This is a genomic window from Amycolatopsis sp. NPDC058986, assembly GCF_042741125.1.
Taxonomy (GTDB): domain Bacteria; phylum Actinomycetota; class Actinomycetes; order Mycobacteriales; family Pseudonocardiaceae; genus Amycolatopsis.
In genome coordinates this window covers 1-19,386 of sequence record NZ_JBHYJW010000101.1, presented here as the reverse complement: position 1 = coordinate 19,386, position 19,386 = coordinate 1, and the positions used below count along the sequence as shown (strand labels likewise).

15 protein-coding genes and 1 riboswitch are annotated in these 19,386 nt (G+C 70.2%); of the genes, 8 read left to right on the top strand and 7 right to left on the bottom strand.

Annotated features, from left to right (window positions below):
- The first annotated feature begins 75 nt into the window (after positions 1-75).
- The 3 genes from ACFW0G_RS43825 to ACFW0G_RS43815 all read left to right on the top strand — a co-directional run bounded on the left by ACFW0G_RS43825 (position 76) and on the right by ACFW0G_RS43815 (position 2,919).
- On the top strand, positions 76-753 hold the full coding sequence (locus ACFW0G_RS43825) for an acVLRF1 family peptidyl-tRNA hydrolase (protein WP_378331493.1): 678 nt from the start codon (positions 76-78) through the stop codon (positions 751-753).
- Between the two features lie 150 nt (positions 754-903).
- The gene (locus ACFW0G_RS43820; RefSeq protein WP_378331492.1) at positions 904-2,532 is read left to right on the top strand and encodes an ABC-F family ATP-binding cassette domain-containing protein; all 1,629 of its coding nucleotides are present in this window, start codon (positions 904-906) and stop codon (positions 2,530-2,532) included.
- A 177-nt stretch (positions 2,533-2,709) separates the two neighbouring features.
- Positions 2,710-2,919, top strand: a complete 210-nt coding sequence (locus ACFW0G_RS43815) for a helix-turn-helix domain-containing protein (protein ID WP_003071237.1) — start codon at positions 2,710-2,712, stop codon at positions 2,917-2,919.
- Here ACFW0G_RS43815 and ACFW0G_RS43810 read toward each other — a convergent pair.
- Positions 2,906-4,225, bottom strand: coding sequence for a glycosyltransferase 87 family protein (locus ACFW0G_RS43810; RefSeq protein ID WP_378331491.1), 1,320 nt, complete (start codon positions 4,223-4,225; stop codon positions 2,906-2,908). The genes ACFW0G_RS43815 and ACFW0G_RS43810 overlap by 14 nt on opposite strands.
- Before the next feature lie 188 nt (positions 4,226-4,413).
- On the opposite strand from ACFW0G_RS43810, the gene ACFW0G_RS43805 reads away from it, so the two are divergent.
- The gene (locus ACFW0G_RS43805) at positions 4,414-6,291 is read left to right on the top strand and encodes an ABC transporter ATP-binding protein (protein ID WP_378331490.1); all 1,878 of its coding nucleotides are present in this window, start codon (positions 4,414-4,416) and stop codon (positions 6,289-6,291) included.
- 153 nt (positions 6,292-6,444) lie between these two features.
- Here the strand turns inward: ACFW0G_RS43805 and ACFW0G_RS43800 are convergent, their stop codons facing one another.
- On the bottom strand, positions 6,445-7,170 hold the full coding sequence (locus ACFW0G_RS43800; RefSeq protein WP_378331489.1) for a sugar isomerase domain-containing protein: 726 nt from the start codon (positions 7,168-7,170) through the stop codon (positions 6,445-6,447).
- 167 nt (positions 7,171-7,337) lie between these two features.
- Here ACFW0G_RS43800 and ACFW0G_RS43795 point away from each other — a divergent pair, with 167 nt between their 5' ends.
- The 4 genes from ACFW0G_RS43795 (at position 7,338) to ACFW0G_RS43780 (ending at position 11,256) form a co-directional block, all read left to right on the top strand.
- Positions 7,338-8,033: an alpha/beta hydrolase gene (locus ACFW0G_RS43795; protein WP_378331488.1), complete on the top strand. Its 696-nt coding sequence runs from the start codon at positions 7,338-7,340 to the stop codon at positions 8,031-8,033.
- Positions 8,034-8,112: 79 nt separating this feature from the next.
- Complete coding sequence (locus tag ACFW0G_RS43790) at positions 8,113-9,369, top strand: class I SAM-dependent methyltransferase (RefSeq protein ID WP_378331487.1); 1,257 nt, start codon at positions 8,113-8,115, stop codon at positions 9,367-9,369.
- A 113-nt stretch (positions 9,370-9,482) separates the two neighbouring features.
- A complete protein-coding gene (locus ACFW0G_RS43785; RefSeq protein WP_378331486.1) occupies positions 9,483-10,676 on the top strand; it encodes an LCP family protein in 1,194 nt (397 codons plus the stop codon).
- Positions 10,677-10,728: 52 nt separating this feature from the next.
- The gene (locus ACFW0G_RS43780) at positions 10,729-11,256 is read left to right on the top strand and encodes a GNAT family N-acetyltransferase (protein WP_378331485.1); all 528 of its coding nucleotides are present in this window, start codon (positions 10,729-10,731) and stop codon (positions 11,254-11,256) included.
- A 5-nt stretch (positions 11,257-11,261) separates the two neighbouring features.
- Here ACFW0G_RS43780 and ACFW0G_RS43775 read toward each other — a convergent pair whose 3' ends face one another.
- From ACFW0G_RS43775 to ACFW0G_RS43755, 5 genes are all read right to left on the bottom strand, one after another.
- On the bottom strand, positions 11,262-11,723 hold the full coding sequence (locus ACFW0G_RS43775; protein WP_378331484.1) for a peroxiredoxin: 462 nt from the start codon (positions 11,721-11,723) through the stop codon (positions 11,262-11,264).
- A gap of 83 nt (positions 11,724-11,806) precedes the next feature.
- Positions 11,807-13,654 carry a diguanylate cyclase domain-containing protein gene (locus ACFW0G_RS43770; protein ID WP_378331483.1) on the bottom strand — a complete coding sequence of 616 codons (1,848 nt, stop codon included), beginning with the start codon at positions 13,652-13,654 and terminating at the stop codon, positions 11,807-11,809.
- 195 nt (positions 13,655-13,849) lie between these two features.
- Positions 13,850-15,310, bottom strand: coding sequence for a cytochrome P450 (locus ACFW0G_RS43765; RefSeq protein WP_378331482.1), 1,461 nt, complete (start codon positions 15,308-15,310; stop codon positions 13,850-13,852).
- A 148-nt stretch (positions 15,311-15,458) separates the two neighbouring features.
- Positions 15,459-17,762 (bottom strand): 5-methyltetrahydropteroyltriglutamate--homocysteine S-methyltransferase, encoded by a 2,304-nt coding sequence (metE, locus tag ACFW0G_RS43760; RefSeq protein WP_378331481.1) that lies wholly within the window; start codon positions 17,760-17,762, stop codon positions 15,459-15,461.
- A gap of 99 nt (positions 17,763-17,861) precedes the next feature.
- Positions 17,862-18,128, bottom strand: a riboswitch (cobalamin riboswitch).
- 35 nt (positions 18,129-18,163) lie between these two features.
- Positions 18,164-19,237 (bottom strand): ribonucleotide-diphosphate reductase subunit beta, encoded by a 1,074-nt coding sequence (locus ACFW0G_RS43755; RefSeq protein WP_378331480.1) that lies wholly within the window; start codon positions 19,235-19,237, stop codon positions 18,164-18,166.
- Positions 19,238-19,386: the final 149 nt, after the last annotated feature.

Genomic DNA, 19,386 nt, shown 5'->3' with positions numbered 1-19,386 from the left:
GTCCAGCGCACCGAACGCCACATTGGGGCGCATGAGCCCGCTGCAGGACCTACCGGCGGGCCTTAGGTTGGAGGCATGGTGAAGGGGCGGGAGGTCGCGGGCGGCGGGCGCGCGGTCGAGGTCGCGCCGGAGCGGCTCGAAGGCTGGTTCGCCCGGTTCGGGGCGCGCAACGACGGGGTGCGGTCGACCCTGCTCGGGCCGGACGAGGTCCGTGTCACCGGCGGCACCGGTGTGACCGCGACGGCGACCGTCCCTTTCGGACCGCTGACCGCCGAGGGGGAGTACCCCGGGCTGGCGGTCGGCCCGCTGGTCGAACACGCCCTCGTCCCGCGCCGGATCGCGCTGTTGCTCGTCCGGCTCGGCGGGCACAGCGTCGGCATCGCCGTCGGCGGCGTGGTCCGGGTGTCGCGGACCGACCGGCATCTCGTGCACGGCCGGTCCGCCGCGGGCGGCTGGTCGCAGCAGCGTTTCGCGCGGCGGCGGGCGGGCCAGGCGCGGTCCGCCCTGCGCGCTGCCGCCGACGACGCCGCGGAAGTCCTCGTCCCCCGACTGTCCGAAGTGGACGCCGTGGTCCTCGGCGGCGACCGTCGCGCCCTCGACGAACTGCGGGAGGACCGGAGGCTGGCCCCGCTCTTCGCCCGCGCCGAACCCCGCGTCCTCGACCTCCCCGAACCCCGGCGCAGCGTGCTGGAAGACGCCGCCGAACGCGCCGTCGCCGTCGAAATCACCCTCCGCGGCCCGGAGCCGGGGTGAGGCTGGACACGGTGGGGGAAAACCGGTCGACAGCGGTCCGTACACTGGGTGCGTGGAAATCCTGCTGGAGTAGCTGTCGCGCCGGACCGTGCCCACACGGTGACCGGTGCTCGACGCTGTCCTCCATCCACCCCCGTCCAGGGAGTTCTCTTGATCACGGCCACCGGCCTCGAGCTGCGCGCCGGCTCGCGCATCCTGCTCAACGAAACCAGCCTGCGCATCCAGCAGGGCGACCGCATCGGCCTCGTCGGCCGCAACGGCGCCGGCAAGACGACCTCGCTGAAGGTCCTCGCCGGTGAAGGCGAACCGCACGCGGGCGAGCTGCGCCGCAGCGGCGAACTCGGCTACCTGCCACAGGATCCGCGCGAAGGTGATCTTTCGGTCACCGCGAAGGATCGTGTGCTGTCCGCGCGCGGGCTCGACACCCTGCTGCGCGACATGGAAAAGGCGCAGACCGCGATGTCCGAACTGGTCGACGAGCGCCAGCGGGACAAGGCGATCACGCGCTACAGCAAGCTGGAAGAACGGTTCGCCTCCCTTGGCGGGTACGCCGCGGAGAGCGAGGCCGCGCGCATCTGCTCGAACCTCGGCCTCGCCGACCGGATCCTGCACCAGACGCTGAAGACGCTTTCCGGCGGTCAGCGCCGCCGGGTCGAGCTGGCCCGGATCCTGTTCGCCGCGGCGGAGGCGGGCGCGGGCGGGAAGTCCGAGACGATCCTGCTGCTCGACGAGCCGACCAACCACCTCGACGCGGACTCCATCAACTGGCTGCGCGGATTCCTCAAGCAGCACGACGGCGGCCTCGTGGTGATCAGCCATGATGTCGAACTGCTGGCCGACGTGGTCAACAAGGTGTGGTTCCTCGACGCCACCCGCAGCGAGATCGACCTCTACAACATGGGCTGGCAGCGGTATCTGGACGCGCGGGCCACCGACGAGAAGCGCCGCCGCCGCGAGCGCGCGAACGCCGAGAAGAAGGCGTCCGCCCTGCAGCAGCAGGCCGCGAAGCTGGGTGCGAAGGCGACGAAGGCGGTGGCGGCCAAGAACATGGCCCGCCGCGCGGAGCAGATGCTCTCCTCGCTGGAGGAGACCCGCCACGCCGACAAGGTCGCCAAGATCAAGTTCCCCGAGCCCGCGCCGTGCGGGCGAACTCCGCTCACTGCCGAGAACCTGTCGAAATCGTACGGCTCGCTGGAGATCTTCACCGGTGTCGACCTCGCGATCGACCGTGGTTCAAAGGTGGTCGTGCTCGGATTGAACGGTGCCGGAAAGACCACTTTGCTGCGTCTGCTCGGCGGAATGGAAACTCCGGATACTGGCACGGTCGTACCGGGTCACGGATTGCGTTTGGGCTATTACGCACAGGAGCACGAAACTCTCGACCACGAAGCGTCGGTGTGGGAAAACATCCGACATCTGGCGCCGGATACCGGTGCGCAGGAGTTGCGGAACCTGCTCGGTTCCTTCCTGTTCAGCGGCGAACAGCTCGAGCAGCCCGCCGGAACGCTTTCCGGCGGCGAGAAGACCCGGCTCGCGCTCGCCGGGCTGGTCTCCAGCGCTGCCAACGTGTTGCTGCTCGATGAGCCGACCAACAACCTGGATCCGGCCAGCCGCGCACAGGTTCTCGACGCACTGCGCAGCTTCGAAGGCGCCGTCGTACTCGTGACCCACGACCCCGGCGCGGTGGAGGCGCTCGAACCGGAGCGTGTCATCCTGCTTCCGGACGGTACCGAGGATCATTGGTCGGCGGATTACCTGGAGCTTGTGCAGCTGGCGTGACGGATGCGTCCATTCGGGTGCAAAGGCGGTGCCTTTGGGGCACTGGAATGGCCCAATGTGATCGCAGTTTCGGTTGTTTTACCCATGTCGTCTGGCATTCCGGCGCTCAGTGTTCGATCATTGCCCCGGCAGGGGCCGAATGTGGCCCAGAACACTCTCGGCGGGAAGGCGATCGACGTGGCTGATCTCAAGAAAGGCGCGCGGATCACCGGCAACACGCGCGACAAGCTGGCCGCTGACCTGAAGAAGAAATACGAGAAGGGCTCGAGCATCAGGGCCCTCGCGGAGTCCACCGGGCGGTCCTACGGTTTCGTCCACCGGGTGCTCTCCGAGTCGGGCGTCCAGCTGCGTGGCCGTGGCGGGGCGACCAGGGTCAAGAAGAAGTAGCGGGCTGCTCCGCGGGGGGCGCAGTCCGTTCGGCTGACCGGAAGGTCAGCTGGGCACCGAGCAACACGAGCGGGTACACGAGGTAGCCGTAGCGAGTGGCCGGGGTCAGCAGGATCAGGGTGCCGAGTCCGACGGCGATGCGCAGCAGCGCGTCCGAGCCGGTCGCGGGGGGCCGGCGCACCAACCAGGCCAGCATCGCGAGCGCGGCGATGCCCACGAGCGCGAACGCGAGTACCAGACCCGCCTGACCGGTCTCCGCGATGAGGTGACCGGGCAGGGGGCTCGCAGCGGGCGAACGCACCACGCCCATGCCGAGCGGGAAGCGGATCACGTGCTCGAGGAACGCTCGGGGGTCCACGAGGTACACCGGGAGGTGCACCAGCACCGTCGTGGCGAGCAGCGCGGCCACGAAACGGCCCAGTGCCGCCCAACCGAGGCGGTCCTGCTTCCGTGCTCTGACGAGCACGAAGATCGCGAGCACTGCGGCCGCCGGTGCGACGATGAGCTTCGCGCTGATCACCAGCGCCAGCACCAGCCCGGACAGCACGTTCCGGCCGGTCGCGGCGAGTGCGCAGGCGAGCACCAGTAGTCCGACGATTGCCAGGTCCGGCCCGGCCACCGCCCAGGTGAGTGTCGTGAGTGGACACGCGAGCGCGAGCTGGGCACCGAGCACCGGGATCTTCGGCCAGCGCAGCAGCCGCAGCGTCAGGAGCACGCACGCGACCGCCGCCAGCGCGAACATCCAGCGCGCGTCGGTCAGCGCGTTCGTGAGCGGGCTGCCGCCGAACAACGCCCTCGGCAGGCCGAACACCGTCATCACCGGGCCGTAGGGCGTGTAGTCGTTGACCTCCGGGAGCCTGCCGAGCGCGGTGACGTCGACGTAGGGCGTGCCGTGCTCCAGCAGCAGCGACGCCGAGCGCTCGATCACCCACACCTCGGGCTGCGCGGCCCAGGAGAACGGTGTGATCAGCCAGTCCACCCCGGTGAGCCGGCGAATCACCAAGATCACCAGCGGGACGATCATCGCCAACACCGCGATCGCGCCGAGTCCGAACCGGCGTGAGCCGAGCACACCGCCGGGCGTGCGGCCGCGGCGAGCCGACACCAGCAGCCAGCCGCTGTGCGCGGCGGCCAGCCCGTAGCCCGCGATCGCGCAGTTGCCCCAGACGCGGTAGCCGTAGAACTCCGACTTGACGGCGGTGAGCACGGCGAAGACGAGGCAGCCGAGGGCGAACACCAGGTCCCAGCCCAGCGCGCGGCCCGGCCGCGCGGCCGGTGGCCGGACGGGCACCGAGAGCAGTCGCACCCCTTGTGCCCCCTCGTGTCGCGATCGGATCCCCGTCAGGCTACCGAGCGGGCGAACAGGCGCCCGAGGCGGGAGAAGAAACTTCGGGAAACGGGAAGTAATCTGTGCGACGCCGTGTTGTGCAGGGCATATCCGGAGAAAAGTTCAAGTAACATAGAGGTTTTGGGTGGGACGGGGAAGAGGGCTTCATGGACAACACGTGGGCGTTGATGAGTTCGGCGATGCGCTCCGCCGACACGCCGAAGGCGCTGACCCGCGGCACAGTGCGCCGCGTCGCGCGCTTCGCGAGGCCGCACTGGGGAAAGCTGCTGATCTTCCTGGTCCTGACCGTGGTTTCGGCGGTGCTGGCGGTGACGACGCCGGTGCTGGCGGGCAAGGTCGTCGACGCGATCGTCGCCGGGCGCGATCTGCCGCTGGTGATCTGGCTCGCCGTGGTGATCGCCGTGCTGGCCGTCCTCGACGCCGGGTTCGGCCTCGTCGAACGGTGGCAGTCCGCGCAGATCGGCGAGGGGATCATCTTCGACCTGCGGCGCGCGGTGTTCGAACACGTACAGAAGATGCCGATCGCGTTCTTCACCCGCACCCGCACCGGCGCGCTGGTGAGCAGGCTCAACAACGACGTCATCGGCGCGCAGCGGACGTTCACCGCGACGCTGTCCGGGCTGGTCACCAACGTGATCCAGCTCGCGCTCTCGCTCGTGGTCATGATGAGCCTGTCCTGGCAGGTGACCCTGCTCGCGCTGGTGCTGCTGCCGATCTTCGTGCTGCCCGCGCGCAGGCTCGGGCGGCGCATGGCGGGGCTGCAGCGTGAGGCGGCACAGCTCAACGCCGGGATGACCACCCAGATGACCGAACGGTTCTCCGCGCCGGGCGCGACCCTGGTCAAGCTGTTCGGCAGGCCGCGCCAGGAACTCGACGAGTTCGGCGTGCGCGCGGGCCGCGTCCGCGACATCGGCGTCCGCACGGCGATGCTGACCCGGTGGTTCATGACCAGCCTGACGCTGGTTTCCGCACTCGCGCAGGCACTGGTCTACGGTCTCGGCGGCTATCTCGCGGTGACCGGGCAGCTCGCCGCGGGCACCGTGGTGGCGCTGGCGCTGCTGCTGACCCGGCTCTACGCCCCGCTCACCGCGCTGGCGAACGTGCGGGTCGACGTCATGACGGCGCTGGTGTCGTTCGAGCGGGTCTTCGAGGTCCTCGACCTGGAGCCGATGATCAAGGAGAAGCCGGGCGCGCGTGCGCTGCCCGCCGGCGCGGGTGTCTCGGTCGAGTTCGACGACGTCCACTTCGGATACCCGGCGGCGGACCGGTACTCGCTGGCGTCGCTGGAAGACGTTGCCACGCTTGACCATCGCGGTGGCGAAGAGGTGCTGCACGGGATCTCGTTCCGCGCCGAACCGGGACAGATGGTCGCGCTGGTCGGCTCGTCCGGCGCCGGGAAGTCGACCATCGCCTCGCTGCTGCCGCGGCTCTACGACGTCGATTCCGGCGCGGTCCGGCTGTCCGATGTGGACGTCCGGGAGCTGAGTTTCGCGGCGTTGCGGGAAACCGTCGGCGTCGTGACCCAGGACGGGCATCTGTTCCACGACACCATCCGCGCCAACCTCGCCTACGCCAGGCCCGGGGCGACCGACGACGAGATCTGGTCCGCGCTGGAACGCGCCCGGCTCGGCGAACTCGTCCGGTCGCTGCCCGACGGTCTGGACACCACAGTGGGGGAGCGGGGCTACCGGCTTTCCGGCGGGGAACGTCAGCGGCTCACCATCGCGCGCCTGCTGCTGGCCCAGCCACGCGTCGTGGTCCTCGACGAGGCGACGGCGCATCTGGACTCGGAGTCCGAAGCCGCCGTCGGCGAAGCGCTGACCGACGCGCTCGAAGGCCGGACGGCGCTGGTCATCGCGCACCGGCTGTCCACCGTCCGCGCCGCCGACCAGATCCTGGTGATCGAGGCGGGCCGCGTCGTCGAACGCGGTACCCACGAGGAACTCCTCGCCGCGAACGGCCGCTACGCCACTCTCCACGCCACCCAATTCGCCGACGACCCCGAAGAACTCCCCGCCGCCTAACAGCGATCTCGCGTGATCAGAGGCGTAACTCGCGTGATCAGACGGAGATCTCGCGTGATCGGGCGAGATCTCCGCTCAATCACGCGAGTTAGGTCTTCAATCACGCGAGTGCTCTGTTCGATCACGCGAGATCGCCGGTTCGGACGGGGAGTGTCAGCGCAGGGCGGGGACGCGGGGGGTGTATTTCGCCAGGAGAGCGGCGTTGGCCTCGTCGCCGCCGACCACATTGGAGCTTCGCCACAGCGGGACGTCGATGTCCTCGGCGGTGCCCTGGTCGAAAACCCTTGCCAGTACGAGGTTCCACAGGAACGCATTGACCACAGTGGACAGTGGAGCGGTGCGCGGCGCGTCCGCGGGATGACTCGCGTCGCCGGGGATCACCAGCGAGTCGAGTACCACCGAGGCCTCTTCGACCAGCGTCGAGGCAGCTCGCCGGGGAGCGGCCGCGACGCACTCGCGCGAGGTCACCGCGACCACGGCGGCGCCGCGGGCCCGCGCGGCGGCGGCCAGCTCGACCGGGTACGGGTTCACCCCCGAGGTCGAGAAGACGACCAGGACGTCGTCCGGACCCGGCGCGCGCTCGGCGAGCACCTCTTCGGCCAGTCCGCTGCGGCGTTCGGTCCTGGTGCTGTGCTGCGCACCGTGCAGCGGCAGCAGTTCGGGGTGATACAGCGGGTACACGCAGGCGAGCCCGCCCGCGCGGTAGAACGTCTCGGCGACCGCGGCCAGCGAGTGCCCGGCGCCCGCGGTGAACACCAGCGCGTCCGCCCGGATCACCCCCAGCACCAGCTCCGCGACCTTGCCCAGTTCCTCGGCGTTGGCCGCCTCCACGGCCGCCAGCTTGTCGGCCACACCGGTCCAGTTCCGCGTGGTGTTCACCACACCGCCCTTCAGTCTTCTACGGGACACCCGCAAGACAACGTTGACGTCGACGTACCGACCGCAGAATCTATCGCGCCACCGCCCGCCCGGGGTGGAATAGCGTGGACCAGTAACGAGGTTGACCCGTTCGGCGACCGGGACGTCCCGGAGACTGGGAGACGAGCGTGAGCGAAGCCGAGCCGAGGCAGTCCGTGTGGCGTGCACGCGGACGGACCAGGGCCGTCGTGCTGGTGCTGCACGGCGGGGCCGAGCACGGCTTCGGCGGCGTGCCCCCGTGGCGGCTGGCCTACCTGCGGATGGTCCCGCTGGCCAGGGCGCTGCACCGCGCCGGACGCGACCACGGCGTCGAGGTCCGCCTGCTGCGCAACAGCCGCTACGGCTGGAACGGCGCGGCCGAGCACCCGATCCCGGACGCGCGCTGGGCCCTCGCTCGCGTCCGTGAGGAACATCCCGGCGTCCCGGTGGTCCTCGTCGGGCATTCGATGGGCGGGCGGGTCGCGCTGCGCGTGGCCGACGACCCGGCGGTGCGCGGCGTGTGCGCGCTCGCGCCGTGGACGCCGCTCGGTGAGCCGGTGGACGCGCTCGCCGGCCGGGACGTCCTCATCGCGCACGGCACCCGCGACCGGATGACCGATCCGGGCGAGTCCCATGCCTACGCCGAGCGCGCCGGGACCGTCGCCGCCCGGCTTGTCCGGTTCGAGGTCACGAACGAGGGACACGCCATGGTCCGGCGCGCGCCGGTCTGGACCCGCCTGATGTGTGCTTTCACACTGGAAGTGATCACGGACGTGGAGAAGGACGAGACTTTGCGGCACGCGTGGTCCCGGCCCGCGCCCGACCGGCTGCGGGTTCCGGTGTGACCACGCATCTCGCAGGCGCGGCATGGGTCCGCCCGAATTACCATCGAGTCACCGGCGCAGGCCGGCCGGAGGGAGTGTCTTGACCACTTCGAGCGTTGACCGGATACCGACCCCGTTGGGCGAATCCGAGGAGTCCCGCTGGCCGGGGCTGTCGACCCCGCCCAGATCCGCGGTGCGGGCCCGCGTCGCCGAGACCCTGTTCCGCCGCGCGGTGCGCCCGCTGGCCGTCCGGGTCAGTTTCCCGGACGGCACCGTGCTGGGCGCCGGCGGCCCGGACGCGCCGGAGATGCGGATCCACCGCCCGGCGGCGTTCTTCCACCGCCTCGGCGTCGACGCGAAGATCGGTTTCGGCGAGGCCTACATGGCGGGCGACTGGACCGCCGACGACCTCGCCGACGTCCTGACGCCGTTCGCCGAGCGGATGGCCACCCTGGTGCCGCCGGTGCTGCAGAAGTTCCGCCGGATCGCCGAGCGCACCCAGCCGGAGACCGAGGAGAACACCCTCGAGGGCGCGCGGTCCAACATCCACCGGCACTACGACCTGTCCAACGACCTGTTCGGCACGTTCCTCGACGAGTCGATGATGTACTCCTCGGCGCTGTTCGGGCCCGGCGACACCCTCACCCAGGCGCAGCACCGCAAGATCGACAGCGTGCTGGACTACGCCGGGGTCCGCGAGGGCAGCGCGGTGCTGGAGATCGGCACCGGCTGGGGCGAGCTGGCGATCCGCGCGGCCGCGCGCGGCGCGCACGTCACGTCGCTCACGATCTCCGAGGAGCAGCGCGCGCTGGCCACCGCCCGGATCGCGGAGGCGGGCTTCGCCGACCGCGTCGACGTCAAGCTGACCGACTACCGCGAGTCCACCGGCGAGTACGACGCCGTCGTCAGCGTCGAGATGATCGAGGCCGTCGGCGCCTCGTACTGGCCGACGTTCTTCGCCACGATCGGGCAGCGGCTGCGGCCGGGCGGGCGGTTCGGGCTGCAGGCCATCACCATGGACCACGACCGGATGGTCGCGGCGTCCAAGGCCTACACCTGGGTCCACAAGTACATCTTTCCCGGCGGCATCATCCCGTCGGTCGAGGCGATCGAGCGCGGGATGCGGGAGAACACCCGGCTGAAGCTGCAGGGGATGCGCGAGTTCGGCCAGGACTACGCGCGCACGCTGCGGCTGTGGCGTGAGCGGTTCCTCGGCCGCTGGAGCGAGGTGGCGAGCTTCGGCTTCGACGACGTCTTCCGGCGGATGTGGGAGTTCTACCTGGCCTACTCCGAGGCGGGATTCCGGTCCGGGTACATCAAGGTGCACCAGTTCGGGTACGCCGAGGGCAGCCGGTAATCGGTTGCGCGGCGGGCGAGGAGACAACCCGATACCGTGTCGCACGTCTTGTCATGAGGAGCGGTTGACGGGACTTTGACGGATTCGCCGGTATCGGGGACGGGTGATGTGAGATGACGTACGGAGGCGACGGCGGCGGGCGGTGGGTGCCGCCGAGGCCAGCGCAGCCTTCTGGACGCCCTCGGCAGCACCAGCCTGCCCAGATGATGCCCCTGCCCGGCCGCGGCCGCAGCCCGTACGACGAGCGGACCCGGCCGATGGGGTCGCGGGGTGAGCAACCACCCCCGCCACCCCCGCGCCAGGCGCCGCCGCGGGGGCCCGAGGGCGCGCCTGCGCCACGTCCCCGGCGCCGTCGCAGGTGGCGTCCCGGCCGCATCCTGCTGACGCTGCTCCTGGTCTTCGTGGTGTTCCTGGCGGGTGTCTGGGTCTACCTGGAGTTCTCGATCAAGCGCGTCGACGCGATCGCGAACTACGACGGCCGCCCGGCCGCGGCGTCCGGCACCAACTGGCTGATCGTCGGCTCGGACAGCCGCGAAGGACTGTCCAAGGAGGACGAAGCGCGGCTGGCCACCGGTGACACCTCCGACGCGGGCGGGACCCGCACCGACACGATCATGGTCGCGCACATCCCGGACAACAGCACCAAGCCGACGCTGCTGAGCCTGCCGCGCGACTCGCAGGTCAAGGTGCCCGGCCACGGCACGACCAAGATCAACGCGGCGTTCTCGCTCGGCGGACCCGCGCTGCTGACGAAGACGGTCGAGGGCGCGACAGGGCTGAGGATCGACCACTACGCCGAGATCGGCTTCGGCGGGTTCGCGAACATCGTCGACGGGATCGGCGGCGTGGACATGTGTGTCGACAAGGACATGAACGACCCCATGACCCACATCGACATCAAGGCCGGCTGCCAGACGCTGGACGGGCGTTCGGCGCTCGGGTTCGTCCGGACGCGCTACGCCGAGGCGACCCCGCGGTCGGACCTGGACCGGGTGGCGAACCAGCGGAAGTTCATCGGCGCCATGGTCAGCCAGATGGCGAGCGCCGGCACGCTGCTGAACCCGTTCCACTTCTTCCCGCTGCTGTCCTCGGCGCCGGACGCGCTGACCATGGACTCCGGCGATCACGTGCACAACCTCGTCGGCCTCGCGCTGGCGATGCGCGGGATCTCCTCGGACGGCGTGGTCACCACGACCGTGCCGGTCACGAGCGCCTCGGCGGAGCACTGGGACAAGAACAAGTCCCAGAAGCTGTTCGATGCGCTGCGTGGTGACACCGAGATCCCGGCCGACGTGATCATGAAGTAGCCCGCCGGAAAATCGGCGGCGGCGGCCGGGGTTTCCGGCGACCATGGAGGACATGGAGATCCCGGCCGAAACCCTGACCGACGAAGACCTCGTGCTGACTCGCTGGCGGCCGTCCCGGCTCGGCGAGCTGGCCGCGACCGCGGGGGAGTCGGCCGGGTACATCGGCGTGTGGCTGCCGTGGGCGATGAACGGCTACGGCGAACGCGAAGCGGCCGAATTCCTGAAGACCACCGCCGAGCGGTGGGAGCGTGGTGAGGCGTACGAGTACGCGGTCACGCTGGCGGGGACGCTCGTCGGCGGCTGCGGGCTGATGGCGCGGGAACGCGGGATGGAGATCGGCTACTGGCTCGGCGAGCCGTACACCGGCAGGGGCGTCATGACCCGCGCCGCCGCGCTGCTGACCGCCGAAGCGTTCCGGACCGGCACGCCGTACGTCGAGATCAAGCACGACGAGCGGAACACGCGCAGCGCGGGCGTCCCGGCCCGGCTGGGCTACCGCCGGGTGCGCACCGAGGTCGCGGCGCCCCCGCTGCCGCCCGCCTGCAGCGGCACGAACGTGGTGTGGCGCAAGGATTCCTGACCCCGTCAGGCGACGGCGGTGCGCTGCCGCAGCACCGCCAGCGAGCGGTCGCCGTGCACGCTGAAGTCGTGCTCGTTCCGGATCACCTCGACGATCCGGTGGTCATCGTCGATCACGAACGTGTGCCGCTTGGCTCGCGACGGCAGCAGCGCCCGCCAGACACCGAACAGCCGCGCCACCTTACCGTCCACATCGGACAGCAAGGGGTAGTCGAAGGCGTTGGCCGCGGAGAAGGCCCGCAGCTTCGTCACCGAGTCGGGGCTGATCCCGACGCGGTGCGCGCCGATCGCCCCGAAGCCCGCGGCGAGGTCGCGGAAGTGGCAGGTCTCGGCGGTGCAGCCGCCGGTCATGGCGGCGGGGTAGAAGAACAGCGCGACCGGCCCGCTCGCGAGGAAGTCCGAGAGCGTCCGCGGCGTGCCGTGGTCGTCGGGCAGTACGAAGTCGGGGGCGACGTCTCCGGGGTTCATGGCGGTCCTTTCGCGCTGAGCATGATCCTCGTCCGGCATTCGAAGCGGCCGGGCACCCGGATTGGCGCGGCGGAACCCCGTTTTCAGCCCGCGTGCCGCGCGATCAGCTCGTCGACCTCGTCCCCGGTCGCCGAATCGGTGACGAACGGGCCGCGTGCGGCGAGCACGCCGATGTCCCGCAGCCGCGCGGCGTGCCCGTCGGTGCGCACTCCTTCCGCGCCGATCCGCAGCTTGAGCTCCTTCGCCCTGGTGACCAGCCGCTGCAGATGCCGGACGTCGGTCTCGGCAGGATCGTCGGCGAGCACGTCGATCACCGGACCGCTGAGGATGACGTGGTTGACCGGCAGCCGGTGGTGCGGGATGAGCTCCAGATCGGCCGAGCCGGACACGGTGAGCACGATCTGCGCGCCGAGGTCGGCCAGCACCGCGAAGGAGTCGAGCACCTCACCGTGCGGGTCGAGCACCGACTCCGGGTCGGCGCACAGCCGCAGCGCCCTGGCGGGCAGGCCGTGCCGGTCGAGCTGTTCCTTCACCAGCAACACCAGATCGGGCTCGATGGCGAGCCGGTTCGGGAGCCGGACGCAGACGTCCGGGGCGGCGTCACCGAAGCGCTCGCGCCAGCGTGCCGTCGCGGCGAGGGACTCGGCCAGCAGCCATTTGCCGAGCGGGATGGTCATCCCGGTGGTCTGGGCGAGCGGGTAGAACTCGTCGGAGTCCAGCTCGCCCTTCTCCGGATGGTTCCAGCGCAGCCCGGCGTTGACGGCGGCGATCTCGTCGGGCCTGGCGAGCTTGACGGTCGGCTGGTAGATCAGCGAGAACTCGCCGTTCTCCAGCGCACCGGCGAGCACCGCGCCCAGCTGGTAGCGGCCGCGGTCGCGCGCGTCGAGCTCGGGGTCGTACAGCATCCACTGCGCCTTGCCCGCCTCCTTCGCGCGGTGCAGCGCGATCTCCGCGGCCCTGGCCAGATCGGAGGGCTCACAGCCCGCGGTGGGCCGGACGACGATCCCGGCACTCGCGCTGGCGCCGATGCCGTGCCCGTCGAGGTAGATCGGCTCGCGAAGATCGTCCATCGCCTGCTCGACGAGCTGGACGACCGCGTTCGGCGTCAGCTCGCCGTGGAGGAGGACCGCGAACCCGTCACCGGCGAGCCGGGAGACGTGTCCGTCGTAGTGGCCGGTGAAGGTCGCCGAGAGCTTGTTCGCGATGCCGCGCAGCACCTTGTCGCCGACGCCGGCGCCGAGCCCGTCGTTGATCACCTTGAAGCCGTCGATGTCGAGGTAGACCAGTGCGACCTGCTCGCCGGTGCCGGTCCCGACGACGGACTCCAGCTTGGTGGTGAAGGCGGCTACGTTCGGCAGGCCGGTCAGCGCGTCGTGGACGTTCTGGTGCAGCAGACGTTCCTGCAGCAGCTGGTTCTCGTGGGCGTCCAGCGCCATCAGCACCGGATAGACCGTTCCGGCCCGGTCTCCCGGCAGCCGGACGAGCGTGACGTCGGTCCAGAGTGGACCGTCCTTCGCGTGGTCGAGCCGCAGCCGCTCGGTGTACTGCTCGGTGGTGGCGCCCAGCTGCGCCAGGCCCGCCCGCAGCCGGGTGGTGTCGTGCTCGTCCGCGCCGAGATCGCCGAGGTGCCTGCCGCGCAGCAGATCCGGGTTCGTGCCGAGCAGCCTGCCGAGCGCGGCGTTGGCCTCGACGACGACGCCGTCGGGACCGGCGAGCGCGATCCCGACCGGCGCGGCCGCGTAGAGCGCGGTGAACCGCCGCAGCGCGCCCTCGTGGGCGGTGTCGAGATGCGGCGCGGCGTCGAAGGCGAAGCGGTGCAGCAGCTGTTCGAGCTCGTCCGGGGGAAGCGTTACTCCTTTGGTGTCGGCCAGCGTCGCGGCCCATCGGCGCGCGACGCTCACCAAGCCTGGTGAGCCACCAGGATCAGGCACACTCCACCTCTTCTTACACGAACTAAGGCCAGCTCAGGCGAGGTGTGGGGAATAACGAACCCACACCGGGTACGAGTTGGCCGCGATTGATGCCACGGCATCACGCGCGAAACGGGGTGTCTACCGGCTGAACGAGTGAACGGTACTACACAACTGGTGACCAGCCGTCACCATGTGTGTCTGACGGTGTCGCCCCTACCTCGGGTCCAGCTGAACGGGCAGTCCGTCGGCCGGTACCGGCAGGGCGGTGTAGTCCCAGCGCGCGGTGTAGCCGCCGGGCACCGACCAGCGGTAGGCCCGCAGCATCTCGTGCAGCAGCGCCTTGACTTCCAGGCTCCCGAAGTGCAGCCCGATGCACTTGTGCGCCCCGCCGCCGAACGGCATCCAGGCGAACCGGTGCGAGCGGTCCTCGCGGCGTGGCTCGGCGAAGCGCTCCGGATCGAACCGCATCGGGTCGGTCCAGCAGCCGGGGGAGAAGTGGTTGACGGTCGGGGAAACCCCGATCAGCGAGCCCGCCGGGAGGTAGTGGCCGAGCACCTCGGTGTCCTTGACCGTCTTGCGTGCCATCGACGGCACGGGCGCCACCAGCCGCAGCGCCTCCTTCATCACCAGGTCCAGGGTTTCCAGTCCCTCCAGCGCTTCGATGCCGGGCACCGCGTCGCCGAGCGCCAGGGACTCCGCGCGGGCGCGTTCCTGCCATTCGGGGAACTTGGCCAGGAAATACACCATCGCGCTGCTGGTGATCGTCGACGTGTCGTGCGCGGCCATCATCAGGAAGATCATGTGGTTGACGATGTCGGTGTCGGTGAACCGGTCGCCGTCCTCGGTGGTGGCGTGGCACAGCGCGGAGAAGAGGTCGTCGCCGTCGCCTTTCCGCTTGGCGGGGAGGTTTTCGGCGAAGTACCGCTCCAGCACCTTGCGGCCGTGCAGCCCCGCCGCCCAGCGGCCGCCCGGCACGGGGTAGCGCACGATCGCGCTCCCCGCGCGTACGGCGGCGATGAACGCCCGGTTGATCCGCGCGGCGTCGTCCGGGCCGCGCATGTCCATGAACACCCGCGTCGCGACGTCGAGCGTCAATTGCTTGAGCGCCCAGTACAGCCGGGGACGGGAGCGGCCGGACCAGGACGCGACGCCTTCACGCAGCGTCGGGCCCATCTGGTCGACGTAGCCGCTCAGCCGGGGACGGGTGAAGGCCTGCTGCATGATCCGGCGGTGCAGGTGGTGCTCGCCGAAGTCCAGCAGCATCAGGCCGCGCTCGAAGAAGTTCTCGATGAAGAACCGCCAGCCCTCTTGCGAGAACGCCTTGTCCTTGTTCACCAGGGCGATCTGGGTGGCCTCGGGCCCGGACAGCGCGACGATGCGGCGGCCGAAGCCGCCCATGAACGACACCGGCCCGTACATCTCGTAGCGGCGCAGGCCGAACTCGATGCCGAACCGCATCATCTCCGGGACGTGCCCGACCAGCGGCGGGCCGTCGTCGCCGAGCACCGGTTTCAGCCCGCTGCCCGCCGGTGGCGGCGCCAGCTCGCGGACCGGCCAGCGCGCGTCGAGCCAGCGGTCGTCCACGGTGCGGGGCAAGGGAATCGAGGACAGCGGCGGTACGCGCTCGCGCAACGCTTCGGTGACCTTCCCGACCGTGCTCACCATCGTCACCATCTCCTCGCTGAGACCTTGCCCACCACCGTCCTGCATTGTTGGCCGATTGACAACACCTGCGGTCAACTTCGCCTGAAAGTGCGCCCCAATGTGGCATTGGGTGCGTTGGACGCAGCGAACGCCACATTGGGGCGCTTGGGCCCCGGGATCAGGCGAGTTCGGCGCGGACCTGGCGGGCCGCCGCGACCAGGTTCCGCAGCGCGGGCTCGACTTCGGCGTACCCGCGGGTCTTCAGGCCGCAGTCGGGATTAACCCAGACGCGTTCGGGCGCCACCGCGCCCACGGCCGTCCGCAGCAGCCCGCTCACCTCGCCGACGTCGGGGACGCGCGGCGAGTGGATGTCGTACACGCCCGGCCCGACGCCCCGGCCGAACCCGGCCGCGCCGAGATCGGTGAGCACCTCCATCTTCGACCTGGCCGCCTCGATGCTGGTGACGTCGGCGTCGAGCGCGTCGATCGCGGGCAGCACCTCGCCGAACTCCGAGTAGCACATGTGCGTGTGGATCTGGGTCGTGTCGGCGATCCCGGCCGTCGCGAGCCGGAAAGCCCTTACCGCCCAAGCGAAATACGCCTCGTGCCCGGCCGCGCGCAGCGGCAGCAGTTCGCGCAGTGCGGGCTCGTCGACCTGGACGATCCGGATCCCGGCGGATTCGAGGTCGTGGACCTCGTCGCGGATCGCCAGCGCCACCTGCGCCGCGGTGTCGGATAGGGGCTGGTCGTCGCGGACGAACGACCAGGCCAGGATCGTGACCGGCCCGGTGAGCATGCCCTTGACCGGACGTTCGGTGAGCCGCTGCGCGTACGTCGCCCAGCCGACCGTCATCGGCGACGGTCGTGAGACGTCGCCGTACAGGATCGGCGGCCGGACGCAGCGGGAGCCGTACGACTGGACCCAGCCGTGCTCGGTGGCGGCGAACCCGGCCAGCTGCTCGGCGAAGTACTGCACCATGTCGTTGCGCTCGGGCTCGCCGTGCACGAGGACGTCGAGCCCGAGTTCCTCCTGCAACCGCACGACGCGTTCGACCTCCGCGCGCATCGCCGCGGTGTAGCCCGCGTCGTCGAGCGTGCCCGCCCGATGCGCCGCGCGCGCCTTGCGGACGTCCGTGGTCTGCGGGAACGAGCCGATCGTCGTGCTCGGCAGCGCGGGCAGGCCCAGCGCGGCCTGCTGTGCCTCCGCCCGCCGCGGGTAAGGCGCGCGGAGAAGGTGCTCGGGACGTAGCGACGCCAGCCGCGCCCGGACGCGGGAATCGACCAGTTCCGTCGCGGTGGCACGGTCTTTCACCGCCGCGCGGGCCGCGGTGAGGTCCGCGGTGTTTTCCCGCAGTGCCCTGCCGAGCAGGACGACCTCGTCGACCTTCTGCCGCGCGAACGCCAGCCAGCCCCGGAGCCGGGCGTCGAGCGTGGTTTCCCGCTCGACGTCGTAGGGCACGTGCAACAGCGAGCACGACGTCGAGACGCTCACGCGTGCCGCGGTGCCGAGCAGGGTCGCCGCGCGGCCGAGCGCGCGGTCGGGGTCGGTCCGCCACACGTTCCGGCCGTCGACCACCCCGGCCAGGACCTCCTTGTCCCGCAGGGCTCCTTGCGCGGCCACCTCGTCCACAGTGGACGGATCGGTGACCAGGTCGACGGCGATCGCGTCGATCGGGGAGCGGGCCAGCACGCCCAGGCCCCGGCCGAGGCCACCGAAGTACCCGGCGACCAGCAGCTTCGGCCGCGCCGTCGCCTTCGCCAGGACGTGGTAGGCGCGGGTGAGGGCGTTCAGCTCCTTCTCACCGCGATCCCCGGCGAACGCGGGTTCGTCGAGCTGGACCCACTCCGCCCCGGCGTCGTGCAGCCGCTCCAGCAGTTCGGCGTAGCGCAGGAGCAGCTCGTCCAGCAGCTCCAGCGGCCGGAAGCCCTCGGGTGCGTCGGCGGCGGGCTTCGAGAGCAACAGGAACGTCACCGGTCCGATGAGCACCGGCCGCGTCTCGAACCCGGCGGCCTTCGCCTCGCGGTACTCGTCGAGCGGTTTCGTGCCGGCGAGGGCGAACGTCGTGTCCGGTCCCAGTTCCGGGACGAGGTAGTGGTAGTTGGTGTCGAACCACTTCGTCATCTCCAGCGCGGGCGCGTCCTGAACGCCTCGCGCGGCGGCGAAGTAGGTGTCGAGCGGGGAAAGGGCCAGGCCGGTGAACCGGGCGGGCAGCGCGCCGAACAGCTCGGCGGTGTCGAGCATCTGGTCGTAGTGGGAGAACGTGTTGGACGGGATCGAGTCCAGTCCGGCGGCGGCCAGCTCCCGCCACGTCTCCGCGCGCAGCTCCCGGCCGGTCTCCCGGAGGGTGGTTTCGTCGGTCTTCCCGGCCCAGTAGCGCTCGACGGCGCGTTTGAGTTCCCGGTCCGCGCCGATGCGCGGGTAGCCCAGCACGGTCGTCCCGACGGGGTTCTTCCGGTTTTCGGTGACGCGGTCTTCAGGCACAGCTCTCTCCTCGCGAGCTCGTCGAAGGAGCCCGTGCGCGCGCAGGAGTGACCGTGTTTCGGTCGTGCCCATCCCGCGAGGCCCGGACTCACGCGCGCCGTCGGCGCACGTACCACGGGCAGGTCTTCGGACTCGTGGGCGTGCTGCTCGCGCCTACCGGCCGTCGCTTCCCGGACTGTGCTGATGCGTTCTCGGCGTTGAAGCGTGCCTCGAACTGGTGTCCAGTGCTTTACCGTGTCTCGCACGGTGACGGCTTTCGTTCCCACATACCGCTGCGGGGCAGTCCCGGATTCCCACCGGGTTCCCTGTCGCCTCTCCCGGACACGGCGCACCGCGCCCGGCAGAACCCATGGCACCCCGAGCTTAGCCGTCCCGTCCGGCCCCGGCCAAGCATTCCGAGGTCAGTCCCAGTCGAGGGCGCCGCCGGACTGGTACTCGATGACGCGGGTCTCGAAGAAGTTCTTCTCCTTCTTGAGGTCCATCGCCTCCGACATCCACGGGAACGGGTTCTCGGTCTCGCCGAAGATCGGGGCGAGGCCGATCTGCTGGGCGCGGCGGTCGGTGATGAAGTGCATGTACTGCTCGCACAGTTCGTGCGACAGCCCGAGCATGCCGCGCGGCATGGTGTCGCGGGCGTAGGCGACCTCGAGCTCGCACGCCTCCTGCAGCATCCCGCGCACCTCGGCCTGGAACTCCTCGGTCCACAGGTGCGGGTTCTCGATCTTGATCTGGTTGATGCAGTCGATGCCGAAGTTCAGGTGGATCGACTCGTCGCGCAGGATGTACTGGTACTGCTCGGCGATCCCGACCATCTTGTTCCGGCGGCCCAGCGAGAGGATCTGCGCGAAGCCGGTGTAGAACCACATGCCCTCGAAGATCACGTAGAACGCGACGAGGTCACGCAGGAACGCCTGGTCGGCCTCCGGCGTCCCGGTCTCGAAGTCCGGGTTCTCCAAATTCTGCGTGTACTTCAGCGCCCACGCGTCCTTGTCCGAAATGGACGGAACCTCGCGGTACATGTTGAACAGCTCGCCCTCGACGAGGCCGAGGCTTTCGCAGATGTACTGGAAGGTGTGCGTGTGCACGGCCTCCTCGAACGCCTGGCGCAGCAGGTACTGGCGGCACTCGGGGTTGGTGATCTGGCGGTACACGGCGAGCACGATGTTGTTGGCCACCAGCGACTCCGCGGTGGCGAAGAAGCCGAGGTTGCGCTTGAGCATCGTGCGCTCGTCCTCGGTCAGCCCGTCGGCCGACTTCCACAGCGCGATGTCGGCCTGCATCGCGACCTCGGTCGGCATCCAGTGGTTGTTGCAGCCGGCGAGGTACTTCTCCCACGCCCAGCGGTACTTCATCGGCAGCAGCTGGTTGACGTCGGCGCGGGCGTTGATCATCCGCTTGTCGTCGACGTTGATCCGGGCGGCGCCGACCTCGATCTCGCCGAGGCCGGTGGCGTCCGTGGTCTCCAGGTTGGTCACTTACGGCTCCAATGGGGGTTCGGGGGCAGGTCCGTGAATGCCACATCGAGAGACTCTGGGTCCCTCCGTGGGGGCATAACGGGCCACCCGGGGCTTTCTGGGCGGCGTCGCAGTGGGGGGGGTCGGTGCGGGCGGCGGCGCCGTCGGTG

Excerpts from the sequence above, each read along its gene's own strand:
- ACFW0G_RS43825 (WP_378331493.1), top strand. The coding sequence starts at position 76 with ATGGTGAAGGGGCGGGAGGTCGCGGGCGGCGGGCGCGCGGTCGAGGTC.
- ACFW0G_RS43805 (WP_378331490.1), top strand. The coding sequence starts at position 4,414 with ATGGACAACACGTGGGCGTTGATGAGTTCGGCGATGCGCTCCGCCGAC.
- ACFW0G_RS43785 (WP_378331486.1), top strand. The coding sequence starts at position 9,483 with ATGACGTACGGAGGCGACGGCGGCGGGCGGTGGGTGCCGCCGAGGCCA.
- ACFW0G_RS43780 (WP_378331485.1), top strand. The coding sequence starts at position 10,729 with ATGGAGATCCCGGCCGAAACCCTGACCGACGAAGACCTCGTGCTGACT.
- ACFW0G_RS43775 (WP_378331484.1), bottom strand. The coding sequence starts at position 11,723 with ATGAACCCCGGAGACGTCGCCCCCGACTTCGTACTGCCCGACGACCAC.
- ACFW0G_RS43765 (WP_378331482.1), bottom strand. The coding sequence starts at position 15,310 with ATGGTGACGATGGTGAGCACGGTCGGGAAGGTCACCGAAGCGTTGCGC.